Genomic DNA, 15,929 nt, shown 5'->3' on the forward strand with positions numbered 1-15,929 from the left:
GATCTCCGGCATTGCCTCGAGCGGGGTTGGTTGGAACAGCGAGCAGACCGGCTGGGTCCCGCTTACCGCCCCTCCCCTGGCAGTTCCCCGCCGCCAGCGGCGAGGAGGAGCGCGGGGAGGGACATCAGCCGACCAGCGAGAGCCGGGTTTCGGATTGGCGCAATGTCACGGTGCTGACGCCTGGCAGTTCCTCGATCCTGTGCACGAGTTCAAGATCGAGAAGAAAGTCCCGCCCGAGCAGCACCGTCGCCTCGCCACTGACCGCAGCCTCGCCGACGGGCGCGCGCAGGAGCACTTCGCCGCGGGCGCCGCGTTGATGTTCCAGCACGGCGGCCAAGGCGGGCAAGGCAGCCGCGGAGGTTACCGCAACTTCAACGACAAACCGGGCCTGCGAAGCGAGCGTCTCGAATGGCTGCAGCCGCTTCACCGTCACCCGCGGTGTTTCCTCGCCCGGTCGCCGGTCAAGCTCGACCGTGGCAAGGCCACAGCCCCCCGCCCGCGCTGCCTCTTCAAGATCGGCCGCCACCGCATCGTCGAAGCAGGTCGCAACGAACTGGCCGCTCTGGTCGCTCAGCGTCGCCATCAGATAGCGCTTCCCGCGCGCCGACGTTCGCCACCGCGCGTCCTCGACCAGTACCGCCATGGTCGCGCCCGCGCGGGTGCCATCATCCGGGATCGCCAGTTCCGCCAGCGCGGTATAGAGCCGCGCACCGTGCGATTTCGCCAGATGGGCGTGCCGGTCGACGGGATGCGCCGAGAAGTAGAAGCCGAACGCTTCCTTCTCCTGCTCCATCCGTTCCGACATGCTCCAGCGGGCTGACGTGGGCAGCTTGATCGCATCTCCGGCAGGCTCGGCATCGCCGAACAACCCACCCTGCCCGCTGATCCGCGCGTCGTGGGTGCGCGCCGCGACCGCAAGGATCGTCTCCGCAACCGCGTGAACACCGGCACGGTTGGGTTCGATCGCGTCAAACGCGCCCGCGGCGGCGAGCGTTTCCAGCTGCCGCTTGTTGATCAGCCGCGGATCGACGCGGTGCGCCAGGTCGTCCAGCCGGGTGAACGCGCCGCCCGCATCACGCTCCGCGACCAGTCGCTCCATCGCGCCTTCGCCAACGGATTTCAGCGCGGCGAGCGCGTAGCGCACCGCCGGCCCATCCTCATCCACCTCCACGTCGAAGTCCGCCTGACTGTGGTTGATGTCAGGCGGCAGCACCCTCACCTGCATCCGGCGCATATCGTCACAGAAGATCGCCAGCTTGTCGGTCTGATGGATGTCATACGCCATCGACGCGGCGAAGAATTCGTGCGGGTAATGCGCCTTCAGCCACGCCGTCTGGTACGCGAGCAGGGCGTAGGCCGCCGCGTGACTCTTGTTGAAGCCATAGCCGGCAAACTTGTCGATCAAGTCGAACAGGGCGTTCGCGCGGTCCGCGGGGATCTGGTTGTGGTTTGCGCAGCCTTCGACGAAGGTCGCGCGCTGCGCGTCCATCTCCGCCTTGATCTTCTTGCCCATGGCGCGGCGCAGCAGATCGGCGCCGCCGAGCGAGTAACCGGCCAGCACCTGCGCGGCCTGCATGACCTGTTCCTGATAGACGAAGATCCCGTAGGTTTCGGCCAGGATCGGCTCCAGCAGCGGATGCGGATAGTCGATCGCCTCCGTGCCCTGCTTGCGTCGGCCGAAGGACGGGATGTTGTCCATCGGGCCCGGGCGGTAGAGCGACACGAGCGCGATGATGTCGCCGAAGTTCGTCGGTCGGACGGCCGACAGCGTGCGCCGCATCCCTTCCGATTCGAGCTGGAACACACCGACGGTGTCGCCCTTCTGCAGCAGCGCGTAGACCGCCTCGTCATCCCAGGACAGCGCATCCAGATCGACATGGATGCCGCGCTTCTGAAGCAATTGCACCGCGCGCTTCAGCACCGACAAGGTCTTCAGGCCTAGGAAGTCGAACTTTACCAGCCCCGCGCCCTCGACATATTTCATGTCAAACTGGGTGACCGGCATGTCCGATCGCGGATCGCGGTAGAGCGGCACCAGCTGCGAGAGGGGGCGGTCGCCGATCACCACACCCGCGGCGTGCGTCGACGAATGTCGCGGCAATCCCTCAAGCTGCATCGCCAAGTCCAGCAGGTGGCGGACCTGATTGTCGTTGGCATATTCCCGGTGCAGTTCCGCCACCCCGTCGATCGCCCGCTTCAGCGTCCAGGGATCGGTCGGATGGTTGGGGACCAGCTTGGCGAGGCGATCGACCTGGCCATAGCTCATCTGCAGCACGCGGCCGGTGTCCTTCAGCACGGCGCGCGCCTTCAGCTTACCGAAGGTGATGATCTGCGCCACCTGATCGCGGCCGTACTTCTCCTGCACGTAGCGGATCACTTCGCCGCGCCGCGTTTCGCAGAAATCGATGTCGAAGTCCGGCATCGAGACGCGTTCCGGGTTGAGGAAACGTTCGAACAGCAGCCCGAGCTGAAGCGGATCAAGATCGGTGATCGTCAGCGCCCAGGCGACAACCGAGCCTGCGCCCGAACCGCGCCCAGGACCCACGGGAATGTCGTTCGACTTTGCCCATTGGATGAAGTCGGCAACGATCAGGAAATAGCCCGGAAACCCCATCTGAATGATGACGTCGAGCTCGAAGTCGAGCCGCTTGCGGTAACTCTCCTGCCACCCGTCCTCGAGCGGTTCGGTGGCCAATTCCGCGATTCGCTTCAGGCGCGCGTCGAGGCCGGCGTGCGACCGTTCGCGCAGCATCGCCGCCTCGCCCTCGCGGTCGCCGGCGAGGCTGGGGAGGATCGGCTTGCGCTTGGGCGCCGCGACGGCGCAGCGCTGCGCCACCACCAGCGTATTTGCGATCGCCTCGGGCAGATCGGCGAACAGCGCCTTCATCTCCTCCGCCGGCTTCATCCAGGCGTCGGGCGAACTGCGCGGACGATCCTCGCTTTCGACATAGGTCGAATGGGCGATGCACAACATGGCGTCATGCGCCGGCCCGAACCCCTGCTCGGCGAAGCAGCATGGGTTGGTGGCGACGAGTGGCAGGTCCTTGTCATAAGCAAGGTCGATCAGCGCCGCCTCGGCGCGCTCCTCCACCTCATTGCCGCGCCGGCTGATCTCGACATACAGCCGGTCGCCGAACAGCGCGGCCAGCTGGTCGGCATAGGCGAGTGCACGTGCCGGCTGATCCTCGGCGAACAGCCGCGCCAGCGCTCCCTCGCCGCCAGCGGTCAGCGCGATCAGGCCGTCGGTGAAGCGCGCGAGCGTCGCCAAGTCGACGTGCGGCGCCAGATCGATGGGGCGATCGAGGTGGGCGCGGCTCACAAGTTCACAAAGATTGTCGTAACCGCGCTCGTTTTGGGCATAGAGCGCCAGCCAATCGACCATCGGCGCCACGCCCTCCGGCAGGTCCGGGCGCGCCACGCCTAGCATGGTGCCGATGACCGGCTGCACGCCCTCTCCAAAGGCCGCGTCGGAAAAGGCCATGGCCGCGTACAGCCCGTTGCGATCGGTGAGCGCGGCGGCGGGGAAGCCGCGCTTGGCGGCCCGCTTGGCAATTTCCTTCGGCTCGATCGCCCCGTCGAGCATGGTGTAGGAGGAGAAGATGCGAAGCGGAACGAACCCGGAATGCGGCATCGCCTGAGGCTACCGTAATTGTCCTGATTCGACCAGCGGAACCGCAGATGGCACTGTGCGCTTTCATCGACGCGCAGGATCAGGAGCATCCAGCCATGACCGACACTCGGCAACGCGAAACGTTCCTTGGCAATACTGGCAGAGTGGGGGGCGGCTGGGGCTGGCTCGTCGCCTATGGCGTGGTGTCCACCCTGCTGGGCATTTCCGCCCTTGTCTGGCCCTTCCCGGCGACACTCGCCGCGACGATGGTGATCGCCTTCGCCTTCATCGTCTCGGGCGTGTTCTCGCTGATCGCCGGCATACGCGGCACGGGATCGGACAGCCGGGTCTATTCGATCCTGCTGGGCCTGCTGTCGCTCGTCGCAGGTGGCATCATGGTGGTGCAGCCGCTGACCGGCGCCATTTCACTGACCGTGGTGGTCGCCGCCTGGCTGATGGTGCGCGGCGTGATGGAGATCGTGTTCGGCGTTCGCGTGCGGCGGCAACGCTGGCTGATGATCGCGCTGGGGATCGTCAACATCCTGCTGGCCATGCTGATCGTGGCGACGGTGCCCATGTCGGCGCTGACGCTGCCCGGGTTCATCCTGGGGATCAGCTTCCTGCTCGGCGGGATCACCGCGATCATGGCCGGCATCGATCACCGCAGCAACGCGTCGGCCTTCACCTTTCCCGGGTAAAGAGCCGAGCGAAGCGCCGCGTCAGAGCAGCTTCTCGATATCGCGCCGAATGTCCTCCGGCTTGGTGGTGGGCGCATAACGATGCACCACCGCCCCGTCGCGATCGACCAGGAACTTGGTGAAATTCCACTTGATCGCCTTGGAGCCGAGCACGCCGGGCGCCTCCGCCTTCAGCCGCTCGAACAGGGGATCGGCGTTGGGGCCGTTGACCTCGATCTTCGCGAACACGGGGAAGGTCACGTCATAGGTGAGTGAGCAGAAGTTGGCGATCTCCGCGGCATCGCCCGGCTCCTGCGCGCCGAACTGGTTGCAGGGAAAGGCCAGCACCTCGAACCCGCGCGCCGCATAGTCGCGATGCAGCGCCTCCAGCCCCTCATATTGCGGGGTGAAGCCGCATTTGGAGGCCGTGTTGACGATCAGCAGCACCTTGCCACGGTAATCGGCCAGCGACGCCATGCCACCCTCAGCGGTCTTCACCTCGAAATCGGTGATCGCAGTCATCAGCCCCACTCCCTGTTCACCGCCGGTTTGCCCGGGCAGCGTCTCTCAATACGGCGCGACTCAAGCAGGCTCGATCACCCCTTCGTGCAGCCGCACGACACGGTCCATCCGGCCGGCCAGCCGTTCATTATGGGTCGCAATCAGCGCCGCCGATCCTTCCTCGCGAACCAGCCGCAGGAATTCGCCCAGCACGCGATCGGCGGTATGTTCGTCGAGATTGCCGGTCGGCTCGTCAGCGAGGATCAGCGCCGGGCGGTTGGCCAGCGCGCGCGCCACCGCGACGCGCTGCTGCTCGCCGCCCGACAATTGGCTGGGACGGTGCGTCAGGCGGTGGCCGAGCCCCAGCGCAGTCAGCAGCGCAGCGGCACGATCGTTCGCAGCCTCCGTCGTGGCACCATGGATAAGCTGCGGCAGGACGACATTCTCGACCGCGTTGAAATCGGGCAGCAGGTGATGAAACTGGTAGACGAAGCCCAACCGGTCGCGCCGCACCTGCGTGCGCCCGTTGGCGTCGAGCCGTGCGGCCTCCTCGCCGGCAATGCGGATCGACCCGTCGAAGCCACCCTCGAGCAGTCCGACCGCCTGCAGCAGCGTGGACTTGCCCGAACCGGAGGGCCCGAGCAGCGCGACGATCTCCCCCGGCGCGACCGCCAGGTTGACGCCGCGAAGCACCTCGATCGTCTCACCGCCCTGGGTGAAGCTGCGCGACAACCCCTCGGTTTGCAGAACGGCGGTCATCGGCCCATCACTCATAACGCAGCACCTGGACAGGATCGGTGCTTGCCGCCTTGTACGCTGGATAGACGGTGGCAAGCAGCGTCATCAGCGCCGTGATCAGCACGATGGCGACAATCTCCACCGGGTCGGGCTTTGACGGCAATTCGGTAAGGTAGCGGATCGATGGATCCCACAATTCCTGGTCCGTGACGAACTGCACGAAGTTCACCACCGCCTGACGATAGAACAGGAACAACGCGCCCAGGACCAGGCCCGCGATGATGCCAAGCGCACCGATCGTCACGCCCACGGTCATGAAGATGCGCATCATCGCGCCGCGTGTCGCGCCCATCGTGCGCAGGATGGCAATGTCGCGGGTCTTCGCGCGCACCAGCATGATCAGCGAGGAGGCGATGTTGAACGCCGCGACCAGGATGATGATGCACAGCACCACGAACATCGCGATCCGCTCCACCGCCAGCGCCTCGAACAATTGGGCATTCATCTGGCGCCAATCGCTGATCACGGCGAAGCGGCTGACCTTCTCCGCCAGCGGCGCCAGGATCTGCCCGACCCGATCGGCGTCGACCGTTTCCAGCTCGATCATCCCCACCGCGTCGCCGAGCAGCAGCAGCGTCTGCGCATCATCCATCGGCATGATCACATAGGCCTTGTCGAAATCGTACACGCCGATCTCGAACACCGCCGACACGGTGTAATTGACATAGCGCGGCACGGTGCCGAACGGGGTTGTCTGGCCCGCCGGGTTGATCAGCGTGATCTCCGACCCCACCGTGGCGCCGAGCGATTCCGCCAGCCGCGATCCGATCGCGACGCGCCCCGCACCAGGCGTGAGCGAGCTGAGCGTGCCCGTGATGACCTTGCTGCCGATCGTCGTGTTGGAGCGGATGTCCTGAACGCGCATCCCGCGTACCAGGACAGCCTCGACGCGCCCGTTATAGGTCGACATCAACGGCTGCTCGACCAGCGGCACGGCGCTGACGATCCCTGGGGTCGCATCAGCCTCCCGGATGACCTCCCGCCAGTCGGTCAATCGTCCGCCGACGCCCTGCACCACCGCATGGCCGTTCAAGCCGACAATCTTGTCGAAAAGTTCGGCCCGAAAGCCATTCATGACGCTCATCACGATCACGAGCGCCGCGACACCCAGCATCACCGCGCCCAGGCTGAACCCAGCCACGAGGACAATGAAGCGTTCACCGCGCCCGGGAAGCAGATAGCGCCGCGCGATCATTCGTTCGTAGCGCGACAGGATCATGTCCCGCGCTGTATCGGCGCGGACCGGCACTGGCAATGTTGCTGTTGCGGAATCATCACACGCCCCGATCAATCTGTTTAGCTGCGGTTCATTTTCGTGGACGCGCCACCAAGGAGCACGTAGCAACGAGCCACTGGCACACAGGCAAAGGCCGTGGTTCGGGGAAGCTTTCTGCCCCGCCTCCCAGTTGAGGCGCGCGGGCGGTAGCACAAGGGGGCTGACGAGCAATCGTCACGCAGGCGCCCGGATCGGAAACGATCCGGGCGTTTTCCTTTTGAGAGATCCGCGCGTGATCGCTGCAGATAAAATCAACTTATCCTGATCTATATCGTTGTTCGCCATGGTACCGCGGTTACGGTGAACGACATGAGCAGCAACGCCGCCATCCTGGCCATCGACCTACTGAATACCTTTGATTTCAATGGCGGAGACGCACTGAAGCACGCTGTTGCCGAAATGATGGAACCGGTTACCTCGCTTCGGCGCCAGGCGGCCGAAGCAAAGGTCCCCGTCATCTTCGTCAATGATAATTATGGCCGCTGGCACGATGAACCGCATCAACTGATCGCGCATGTCGCGGACAGCAAGGGCGGCGACCTGCTCGACCAGTTGAGGCCGCAACCCGACGATTACTTCGTCATCAAGCCCGAATCCTCCGGCTTTTACGCCACCACGCTGCCCGCCCTGCTGCCGCGGCTGGGCGTGTCGCGGCTCGTCCTGATCGGCGTGGCGGCGGATATCTGCGTCCTTTTCACCGCCGCCGACGCGCACATGCGCGAATATGACCTGTGGGTTCCGCGCAACGCGGTCGCCTCGCAGCATGAGGAGCGCGCGCATTGGGCGCTGGAGATGATGGAAAACGGGATGAGCGCCGAGACTCGCCCCACCAGCGAGCTGTCGCTCGCGCAATGGCTTGCCAGCGAACCCAAGGTGCAGCCGGGCGGTCGCCGCTGACCAATCGGGCCGGCTGGCGGAACCGGGCCGCTGCTGCCAGACTTTGCAGTGCATGAGCCGGCTATCCCCCGATGACGACGACGCGCGTTTCATTCGCCGCCTGTTCCTGACGCTTGGCGTCATAGCGCTGGCAGCCACGCTGTACTTCATCGGGGATCTGCTGATCCTCGCCTTTGGATCGGTCCTCGGCGCGATCGTCATTCACGCGATCGCCGAGATCTACAATGAACGGCTACGCGTACCGGCCCGGCCCGCCCTGGTCGCTGCGATCCTCACCGTGCTGGCGCTGATCGTCTTTCTGGGCTGGCTGTTCGGGGTGGAGTTCCGCACGCAGGTCAACGTGCTGGTGACCCGCCTGCCCGGCATCCTGGACGAGATCGGTGATCAGCTGTCGATTTCGCCAGTCGGGGCCAAGGTGGTGGACGCGGTGCGCGCCGCCTTTGCGGGCAGCCGCGTGGCGCAGGACATCGGTGGCCTTGCCGAAGGGGCCGGGCAACTGGCGATCAACGCGCTCCTGGTCCTGGTCGGCGCGATCTTCTTCGCGGTCGATCCCAAGGTGTACGAGCGCGGCTTTCTGCTGCTGATGCCGCCCTCCAAGCGCGCCGTCGTGGAGGACGCGCTGGGCGACACGGCATCGACGCTGCGCCTGTGGCTGCGCGCGCAACTGATCCAGATGACGAGCATGGGGGTGCTCGTCGGACTCGGTCTGTGGTGGCTGGAGGTGCCGTCCGCCGCGGCGCTGGGACTGTTGTCGGGGCTGAGCGAGTTTATCCCCTATGTCGGCCCGGTGGCGGCGATGATCCCGGCGCTCGGCCTGGCGGCGACCCAGTCGGTCAGCCATGTGCTTTGGGCACTGGGTGTCTTTGCCGCAGTGCGGGTGATCCAGACCAACTTCATCACCCCCTTTGTCACCAGCCGCGTGGTGGCCATCCCTCCGGCGATTACCTTGTTCTCGGTGCTGGCGATCGGGGCGGTGTTCGGATTGTTCGGCCTGTTCTTTTCGGCCGCGCTGCTGGTCGTGATCTATACGTTGATCCGCAGCCTCTATCTGCGCGACACACTGGGCGAGGACATCCCCCGCAGCCGGCATCGCACCTTGTTCGATTCAGCCGGCAATGAACGCGACTCGCCGGAAAAGCTGGATTAATGTCTTATTTACCTTTTGCGTTCAGATGTTGAATGGTTAATGGATCGCTTGGGGTGTGTCGCTTCGCCACACGCTCGCAAACGGGGGAATGACGTATGCGCGTGCTGTTGATCGAGGACGAGCCGACGACCGCCAAGGCCATCGATCTGATGCTCTCTGCCGAGGGGTTCAACGTCTATTCGACGGATCTGGGCGAAGAGGGCTTGGACCTCGGAAAGCTCTACGATTACGACATCATCCTGCTCGACCTGAACCTGCCGGACATGCACGGCTACGACGTGCTGAAAAAGCTGCGCGTGGCGCGGGTGTCGACGCCGGTGCTGATCCTGTCGGGCGTGAACGAGATGGATTCCAAGATCCGCAGCTTCGGCTTCGGCGCGGACGACTATGTGACCAAGCCGTTCCACCGCGAGGAACTGGTGGCGCGAATCCATGCCGTGATCCGCCGCTCCAAGGGCCATTCGCAGTCAGTCATCAAGACCGGCAAGCTCTCGGTGAACCTCGACGCCAAGACCGTCGAGGTCGATGGCGCGCGCGTCCACCTGACGGGCAAGGAATATGCGATGCTGGAGCTGCTGTCGCTCCGCAAGGGCACGACGCTGACCAAGGAGATGTTCCTCAACCATCTCTATGGCGGCATGGACGAGCCCGAACTCAAGATCATCGACGTCTTCATCTGCAAGTTGCGCAAGAAGCTCAGCATGGCGTGCGAGGGCGAAAATTACATCGAGACGGTCTGGGGCCGCGGCTACGTGCTGCGCGAACTGGACGAGGCGCCCGCCAAGGTCGCCTGACGCTTCCCATTCGTGGGGAAAGAGGCCGCGGCGTCGGGGGGCGCCGCGGCTTTTCTTATGTCTTGATGGTCAGCGCCTGCGCCGGGACGCCACTAGCCCCAGCAGGTGATCTCGCAACGCAGCCGTGTTCGCCGCCCATGTGAACCGCGCCGCATGTTCGCGCACCTCGTCCAGAGGCAGGGATGCGGCGAGAAGATCGTTGATCCCCGCCGCAAATGCCGCCGGCGTTCGCGCGACGACCCGCCCGGCGCTGGCGCCCGTCACCACCTCACCCGCGCCGCCGGCGGCCGTGATCACGATCGGGGTACCGCAGGCCAGCGCCTCCACCCAGGCATTGGCCAATCCTTCCGACGAAGAAGCGAGCGCCATGACGTCCGCCGCCGCGATCAGCGCGGGCAGATCGGCGTGCGGCACCGATCCCAGCAGGCGCACGCGAGCGGCAACACCCGCGTGGCGGGCGACCTCCTCGAGCGCGGCATGCTCCGGCCCCGACCCGGCGATCAACAGCGTTGCGCCCGGCACATGCTGCATCGCCTCCACGACGATGTCATGCCCCTTGCGCGGGATCAGCGCGCCGACCGAGACGATGAGCGGCCCATCGACGCCGATGCTCGCCTTCGCCGCTGCCCGGTCGACCGGCGCAAACCGTTCGAGATCAACCCCGGTATGATGCACGCGGATCCGGTCCCCCGGCATGCCGAGCGCGACCATGTCGTCGCGCATCGCGCCAGATACCGCGAGCAGCCCGTCCGCCCCCTGCCCGGCGGCCAGCACCGAAGCGCGGGTGGCAGGCTGAGTCCCCCAGAAGTGAATGTCCGCGCCGCGCGCCTTGATCGACACGGGCACGTCATACCGCCGCCCCATCGCGAGCGCGGCAGGCCCGTCGGGGAAGAAGAAGGAAGCATCGATCACGTCGAACGGGAAGTCGCGCCGCATGTCGTCGAGCAAAGGCGCCAGCGCGCGTATTAACGCCGCGACATGGAAGCGACCCTTCGTTCCCGGCCAAGTCGTGAAACGTGGCCGCACGACGTGCAGGCCCTTCCACGTCTCCGCGCGCGGAAGCGACGCCGGTGCGCGATAATGTCGATGGCGGCGCAGCGGCCACGGCGGCAGGCCGACCGGCGCGACGACCCGCATCGTCACATCCTCTGCGGCGGCCAGCCCCAGCGTCTGGCGTTCCACGAAGACGCCGAAATTGGGGCGCGTCTCATCGGGGAAGAGGCTGGACAGGGTCAGGACACGAAGCATCGCGTTGGCTGTACAGCCTATATGTTAAGGCGGCGTGGGCAATCGTGCACTGCGCCTGTTCTGGTCACGTCCGGGAGCCACTGCTAGATTGGCACCATGGGTCACGCGCATCATCACGGCCACGCACACACGCGCGGCCACGGTTCCGCCGCCGCTGGCTCTCATGATGATGGGCATGGGCATGGGCATGGGCACGGGCACGCTCATGACCACGGGCACGCTCATGGCCATGGTCACCATCATCACCCCGCCCCTCCCGCCTCCTGGGACCGGGCGTTCGCGATCGGGATCGGGCTCAACCTGGTCTATGTCGTGGCGGAGGCGGGCGCCGGGCTGTGGACGGGCTCAGTCGCGCTGCTGGCGGACGCCGGGCATAATCTGTCGGATGTTCTAGGCCTCGCCGTGGCCTGGGCGGGTGCGGCGCTGGCTCGTACCCCGCCATCGAAGCGATTCACCTATGGGCTGAAGGGATCGACGATCCTCGCCGCCCTCGCCAACGCATTGCTGCTGCTCGTCGCGCTCGGCGCGATCGTGCTGGAGGCGGTGCAGCGCTTTGCGGATCCCGCCCCCGTACCGGGCCTGACGGTTTCGGCAGTGGCGGCGGTCGGCATCCTGATCAACGGCCTGACCGCCTGGCTGTTCGCGCGCGGGCGCAAGGGCGACGTCAACATTCGCGGCGCCTACCTCCACATGCTCGCCGATGCGGCGGTATCGGCCGGCGTGGTGGTCGCGGGGATCGGCATCTGGCTGTCCGGCTTCGGCTGGATCGATCCGATCGTCAGCATCGTCATCGCTGCGCTGATCTTCTGGCAGACCTGGGGGCTGCTGCGCGAGACGGTGGAGATGAGCCTCGCCGCGGTGCCGCGCGTGATCGATTATGACCGGGTGCAGGCCGCGCTGGCCGAATTGCCGGGCGTATCCCAGGTGCATGACCTGCATATCTGGCCCATGTCGACGACCGAGCCGGTCCTGACGGCGCATCTGCTGATGCCGGCTGGCCATCCAGGCGACGCCTTCCTCGCGGAGGCGCAGGAGATGCTGCACGATCGGTTCAACATCGGCCATGCGACGTTGCAGGTCGAAACCGGAGAGAACCCCTGCATGCTGGAGCCGCACGGGTCGGTCTGATCGCCAGCGGGGCGCAGACTCCGCCGACGCCATCGATCAATAGGCGCGCGCCACCGCGAATTCGACCGCCTCGATCATCGCGTCCTTCGCCGGGCCGGGCGGGAACGGCGCGATCGCGTCGATCGCCTGCTGCCCGTAATGGCGGGCGCGCGCCATGGTGTCGGCCACCGAGTGGCTCGACTGGACCAGCGCGATCGCCTGGGCGAAATCCTCGTCGCTGTCGCGGCGCCCCTCGACGGCATCCTTCCAAAAGGTGCGCTGCTCCGCGTCGCCACGCGCATAGGCGAGGATGACCGGCAGGGTCATCTTGCCCTCGCGGAAATCATCGCCCGCGTCCTTGCCCATCGTCCCCGCGTCCGACGTATAGTCGATCGCGTCGTCGACCAGCTGGAACGCGATGCCGAGGTTGCGGCCATAAGCGTCGAGCGCCGTTTCCTCCGCTTCGGGCCGATCAGCCACGACTGCAGCGATGCGGCAGGCCGCGGCGAACAGCGCCGCGGTTTTCGCATTGATGATCTCGAGATAACGGTCCTCGGCGAGATCGACGCGGCGTGCCGCGGTCAGCTGATTGACCTCACCCTCGGCGATCACGGCGCTGGCGTTGGACAGAATCTTCAGCGCGCGCAGGCTGCCCGATTCCACCATCAGCTCGAACGAGCGGGAGAACAGGAAATCGCCCACCAGCACGCTCGCCGGATTGCCCCAGATCGTGTTCGCCGTGCGCTTGCCCCGGCGAAGGTCGGAGCCGTCGACGACATCGTCGTGCAGCAGCGTGGCGGTGTGGATGAACTCGACCGCGGCGGCGAGCCCGTGATGCTTGCTTCCCGAATAGCCCACCAGCCGTGCGCTCGCGAGCGTCAGCATCGGGCGCATCCGTTTGCCCCCACCGGCGATCAAATGACCGGCGAGTTCGGGGATCAACGGGATCTCTGACGTCATCCGGTTGCGGATCGCGTCATTCACGCGAAGCATGTCATCCGCGACGAGGTGAATCATCGGGTCTAGCGACGGCTGGGTGCCGGCAAGGCGTTGGACGGTGGCGCTCATCTGCGACAGCCTCTACGGACGCGCGGGCAAGGCCGCAACTGCGGGGAACGCCATGGGAGGGCGCGAATGACGGACGAAGTGCTGAGAGGTTATCGTAAAAGCATCGACAATATCGATGCGGCGCTCGTCTGCCTGCTCGCCGAGCGGTTCAAGGTGACGCAAGCGGTGGGTCGTCACAAGGCGGAGGCGGGGCTGCCCCCGGCTGATCCGGGTCGCGAGGAAGCGCAGATCGCACGACTCCGCGCGCTGGCGGAGGAAGCCGAGCTGGACCCCGAGTTCAGCGAGAAGTTCCTGCGTTTCATCATCGACGAGGTGATCCGCCACCACGAGCGGCTGCGCGGCTGAGCCTCTGGGCGCAACCGATCAGCTGCACCAGGGGCGGCGGCGTCCTTCCCACGGGCGCGCCAGCCCCTCAGCGATCAGCGTGTCGCCCAGCGACTGGCCGTCACGCGTGACGATCGCAAGGCGGCGACCGTAACGATCAGTCGGGCGATCGGCGTCAGCCAGCGTGACGGGGCCGGTGTTGAGCAGTTCCTGCAATCGTCGTGTTGCCTGCTCGCCGAGCGCCGCCTCCTCGGCACAGCGCGGCGGGTGCGTTTCGGGCGTGTCGATATCGGCAAGGCGCACCTTTTCGCCGCCGATCCAGATGGTGTCCCCATCCACGACGCAATTCTCGCCGCCGCCGCGATGGCAGAGCGAAAAGTGGCGAATCGCTGATGTGTTAGCGGTGGCCGGCGTGCCGGGCTCGGGAACGAACCAGACGCCGGTGGCAAGGCCAGTGGCGATCGCGAGGACAAGTGCGGCCGCAAACGGCAGCTTCCGCCGTCGGCGCGGCGCGGGCCAGAAGGAAATCGGCTTGGCGGCGCGGCGCGTGGTGCGATGGAAGGAACGATCGTGGCGCATACGGGCGCTCGTGCCCGCCGATGGTAAGCGATCGATCAATCATCATCGTTAACGCGGGCGATCGGCGCCGCGGGATGATGACCGCGGCGCCGCGCCCGGGGCGTTACTTGCCGGTGAACTTTGCCGGACGCTTTTCGAGGAAGCTTGCCATGCCCTCGCGGAAATCCTGGCTCTGGAACAGCGGCAGCAGCTGCAGATATACGTGCTGCACATGGGTATCGAAGGTTTCTTCCATCCCCATGCGCATCAGCCGCTTGGCGCCCTGCACCGCCATCGGGGCGTTGGCCGCGATCTCCAGCGCGAGCTCACGCGCGCGCGCGGCGACCTGATCGGCCGGCACCACTTCGTTGACGAGCCGCTCCTTGAGGCAATCCTCCGCCGACAGCGTTCGGCCGGTGAAGACGATCTCCGCTGCCTTGGCCCAGCCGATCATGCGGGGCAGGAACCAGGTGCCACCCGATTCGGGCAAAACGCCGCGCTTCACGAACGCCGCGGCGAGCTTCGCCTCCGAGGCCATGACGCGGATGTCGCAGCCGAGCGCGAGATCCATGCCATAGCCGGCGGCCGAGCCGTTGAGCGCCGCGATCACCGGCTTGTCGAGCGCGTGGAGCACGGTGGGGGGCGTGTTGCGAAGGTCGATTGTCGCGCCGAAGGTGGCCGACGAAGATCCGATCCCCTCCCCCTTCGAGGCGGCGTTGAGATCGAGCCCGGCGCAGAAGGCGCGGCCGGTGCCGGTCAGCACGATCACGCGCACGTCGCGATCCTCGCCCGCCTTCACCAGCAGGCGGGTAAGCTCGTCCAGCATCGGGCCGGAAATGGTGTTCATCCGGTCCGGGCGGTTCAGCGTCAGCGTGGCGACGCCTTCGGACACTTCATAGGTTACGTCTTCGCTCATTCTTCCTCTCCCCTCACGCGGACCGCGGCAGGCGCGCGACCGTCGCTTCATATTCCGCCATCGTCTCGTCGAAGATCTGCGCGACCGGCTTCACCTCGCGGATGCGGCCCGCCACTTGGCCGGTGAGCGCGATGCCCGCCTCCAGGTCGCCGCCGAAATAGACCGCCTGGGTGTCGGCGAATTCGCCGAAGATGTTGGGCGTCCCTTCCTTCTCGATCCGGGTCGTGCGCTCGGTACGCAATGCGCGGAGCGCTGGGCCCGGGCCGCTGCGGTTGAGGAACACGGTGTCGGTCGAGTCCGCCTCGACGATCGCCGTCTTCCAATTCTCGTGCACCGGGCTTTCGGCGGAGGAGAGGATGCGCGTGCCCATCAGCACGCCCTCCGCGCCCAGCGCGAACGCCGCTGCCATGGTGCGCCCGTCCATGATCCCACCCGCGGCAACGACAGGCACGTCCACCGCCTCCACCACCTGCGGCACCAGCACCATGGTGGACACGTCCTTGGGGTTCTTGAAGCCGCCGCCCTCGCCGCCCTCGACGATCAGGCCGTCGACGCCCGCCTCCACGGCCCGCAGCGCGCCGGCGAGGCTCGGCACGACGTGGAACACCGTGAGGCCCGCCGCCTTCAGCATGGCCGTGTATTTCATCGGGTCCCCGGCGGAGGTGGTGACGAAGCGGATGCCCTGATCGATCACGAACTGGATGATGCCCGGATCGCGCACGAACGCCTGGGCCACGTTCACGCCAAACGGCTTGTCGGTCAGTTGCCGCATCTTGAGGATCTCGTCGCGCACCGCGTCGAGTTCACCCGACGACGTCTCGATGATCCCCATCCCGCCGGCGTTCGACACGGCCGACGACAAATGCGACCGCGCGATCCAGCCCATCGCTGCCTGGATGATCGGCTTCTCGATCCCGAGCATCTCGGTGACGCGCGTCTTCAGCGCCATTTCCCTCTCCCGCAATTGCGATTCGAAGATCGGGTTCGCACGAGCAGCGCCTTGGCGCC

15 protein-coding genes are annotated in these 15,929 nt (G+C 66.1%); 6 read left to right on the forward strand and 9 right to left on the reverse strand.

From position 1 onward, the window contains the following. Window positions 1-124 precede the first annotated feature (124 nt). Window positions 125-3,631 (reverse strand): DNA polymerase III subunit alpha, encoded by a 3,507-nt coding sequence (gene dnaE, locus ACH0BU_RS12845; RefSeq protein WP_500264143.1) that lies wholly within the window; start codon window positions 3,629-3,631, stop codon window positions 125-127. Window positions 3,632-3,678: 47 nt separating this feature from the next. Between dnaE and ACH0BU_RS12850 the strand changes: the two genes are divergently transcribed. Further along, window positions 3,679-4,308 carry an HdeD family acid-resistance protein gene (locus ACH0BU_RS12850; protein WP_296221038.1) on the forward strand — a complete coding sequence of 210 codons (630 nt, stop codon included), beginning with the start codon at window positions 3,679-3,681 and terminating at the stop codon, window positions 4,306-4,308. A 21-nt stretch (window positions 4,309-4,329) separates the two neighbouring features. Here ACH0BU_RS12850 and ACH0BU_RS12855 read toward each other — a convergent pair whose 3' ends face one another. Genes ACH0BU_RS12855 through ACH0BU_RS12865 form a run of 3 tightly spaced genes read right to left on the reverse strand, consistent with a single transcriptional unit; the run spans window position 4,330 to window position 6,805 of the window. Further along, entirely contained in the window at window positions 4,330-4,809 is a 480-nt protein-coding gene (locus ACH0BU_RS12855; protein ID WP_046407549.1) for a glutathione peroxidase, read from the reverse strand. 60 nt (window positions 4,810-4,869) lie between these two features. Further along, on the reverse strand, window positions 4,870-5,547 hold the full coding sequence (locus ACH0BU_RS12860; RefSeq protein ID WP_046407547.1) for an ABC transporter ATP-binding protein: 678 nt from the start codon (window positions 5,545-5,547) through the stop codon (window positions 4,870-4,872). A 7-nt stretch (window positions 5,548-5,554) separates the two neighbouring features. Then, on the reverse strand, window positions 5,555-6,805 hold the full coding sequence (locus ACH0BU_RS12865; RefSeq protein WP_500264144.1) for a lipoprotein-releasing ABC transporter permease subunit: 1,251 nt from the start codon (window positions 6,803-6,805) through the stop codon (window positions 5,555-5,557). A 366-nt stretch (window positions 6,806-7,171) separates the two neighbouring features. Here ACH0BU_RS12865 and ACH0BU_RS12870 point away from each other — a divergent pair, with 366 nt between their 5' ends. The 3 genes from ACH0BU_RS12870 to ctrA all read left to right on the forward strand — a co-directional run bounded on the left by ACH0BU_RS12870 (window position 7,172) and on the right by ctrA (window position 9,700). After that, window positions 7,172-7,759, forward strand: a complete 588-nt coding sequence (locus tag ACH0BU_RS12870; RefSeq protein ID WP_500264145.1) for a cysteine hydrolase family protein — start codon at window positions 7,172-7,174, stop codon at window positions 7,757-7,759. A 52-nt stretch (window positions 7,760-7,811) separates the two neighbouring features. Next, complete coding sequence (locus tag ACH0BU_RS12875) at window positions 7,812-8,906, forward strand: AI-2E family transporter (RefSeq protein WP_046407546.1); 1,095 nt, start codon at window positions 7,812-7,814, stop codon at window positions 8,904-8,906. Between the two features lie 95 nt (window positions 8,907-9,001). Then, the gene (gene ctrA, locus ACH0BU_RS12880) at window positions 9,002-9,700 is read left to right on the forward strand and encodes a response regulator transcription factor CtrA (RefSeq protein ID WP_301090445.1); all 699 of its coding nucleotides are present in this window, start codon (window positions 9,002-9,004) and stop codon (window positions 9,698-9,700) included. A gap of 69 nt (window positions 9,701-9,769) precedes the next feature. Here the strand turns inward: ctrA and ACH0BU_RS12885 are convergent, their stop codons facing one another. Beyond that, complete coding sequence (locus ACH0BU_RS12885) at window positions 9,770-10,948, reverse strand: glycosyltransferase (RefSeq protein ID WP_500264146.1); 1,179 nt, start codon at window positions 10,946-10,948, stop codon at window positions 9,770-9,772. A 96-nt stretch (window positions 10,949-11,044) separates the two neighbouring features. Between ACH0BU_RS12885 and ACH0BU_RS12890 the strand changes: the two genes are divergently transcribed. Beyond that, entirely contained in the window at window positions 11,045-12,076 is a 1,032-nt protein-coding gene (locus ACH0BU_RS12890; protein WP_500264147.1) for a cation diffusion facilitator family transporter, read from the forward strand. A gap of 36 nt (window positions 12,077-12,112) precedes the next feature. On the opposite strand, the gene ACH0BU_RS12895 is transcribed toward ACH0BU_RS12890, so the two are convergent. After that, window positions 12,113-13,123 carry a polyprenyl synthetase family protein gene (locus ACH0BU_RS12895; RefSeq protein WP_500264148.1) on the reverse strand — a complete coding sequence of 337 codons (1,011 nt, stop codon included), beginning with the start codon at window positions 13,121-13,123 and terminating at the stop codon, window positions 12,113-12,115. Window positions 13,124-13,189: 66 nt separating this feature from the next. On the opposite strand from ACH0BU_RS12895, the gene ACH0BU_RS12900 reads away from it, so the two are divergent. Next, window positions 13,190-13,468 carry a chorismate mutase gene (locus ACH0BU_RS12900; protein WP_046407539.1) on the forward strand — a complete coding sequence of 93 codons (279 nt, stop codon included), beginning with the start codon at window positions 13,190-13,192 and terminating at the stop codon, window positions 13,466-13,468. 18 nt (window positions 13,469-13,486) lie between these two features. Here ACH0BU_RS12900 and ACH0BU_RS12905 read toward each other — a convergent pair whose 3' ends face one another. The 3 genes from ACH0BU_RS12905 to ACH0BU_RS12915 all read right to left on the reverse strand — a co-directional run bounded on the left by ACH0BU_RS12905 (window position 13,487) and on the right by ACH0BU_RS12915 (window position 15,885). After that, a complete protein-coding gene (locus ACH0BU_RS12905; protein WP_136452063.1) occupies window positions 13,487-14,026 on the reverse strand; it encodes a thermonuclease family protein in 540 nt (179 codons plus the stop codon). A gap of 103 nt (window positions 14,027-14,129) precedes the next feature. Continuing rightward, complete coding sequence (locus ACH0BU_RS12910) at window positions 14,130-14,921, reverse strand: enoyl-CoA hydratase/isomerase family protein (RefSeq protein ID WP_136452064.1); 792 nt, start codon at window positions 14,919-14,921, stop codon at window positions 14,130-14,132. A 13-nt stretch (window positions 14,922-14,934) separates the two neighbouring features. Further along, window positions 14,935-15,885 carry an NAD(P)H-dependent flavin oxidoreductase gene (locus tag ACH0BU_RS12915; RefSeq protein ID WP_500264149.1) on the reverse strand — a complete coding sequence of 317 codons (951 nt, stop codon included), beginning with the start codon at window positions 15,883-15,885 and terminating at the stop codon, window positions 14,935-14,937. Window positions 15,886-15,929 lie beyond the last annotated feature (44 nt).

It is taken from the genome of Sphingomonas olei (assembly GCF_045369765.1).
Lineage (GTDB): Bacteria > Pseudomonadota > Alphaproteobacteria > Sphingomonadales > Sphingomonadaceae > Sphingomonas > Sphingomonas panaciterrae.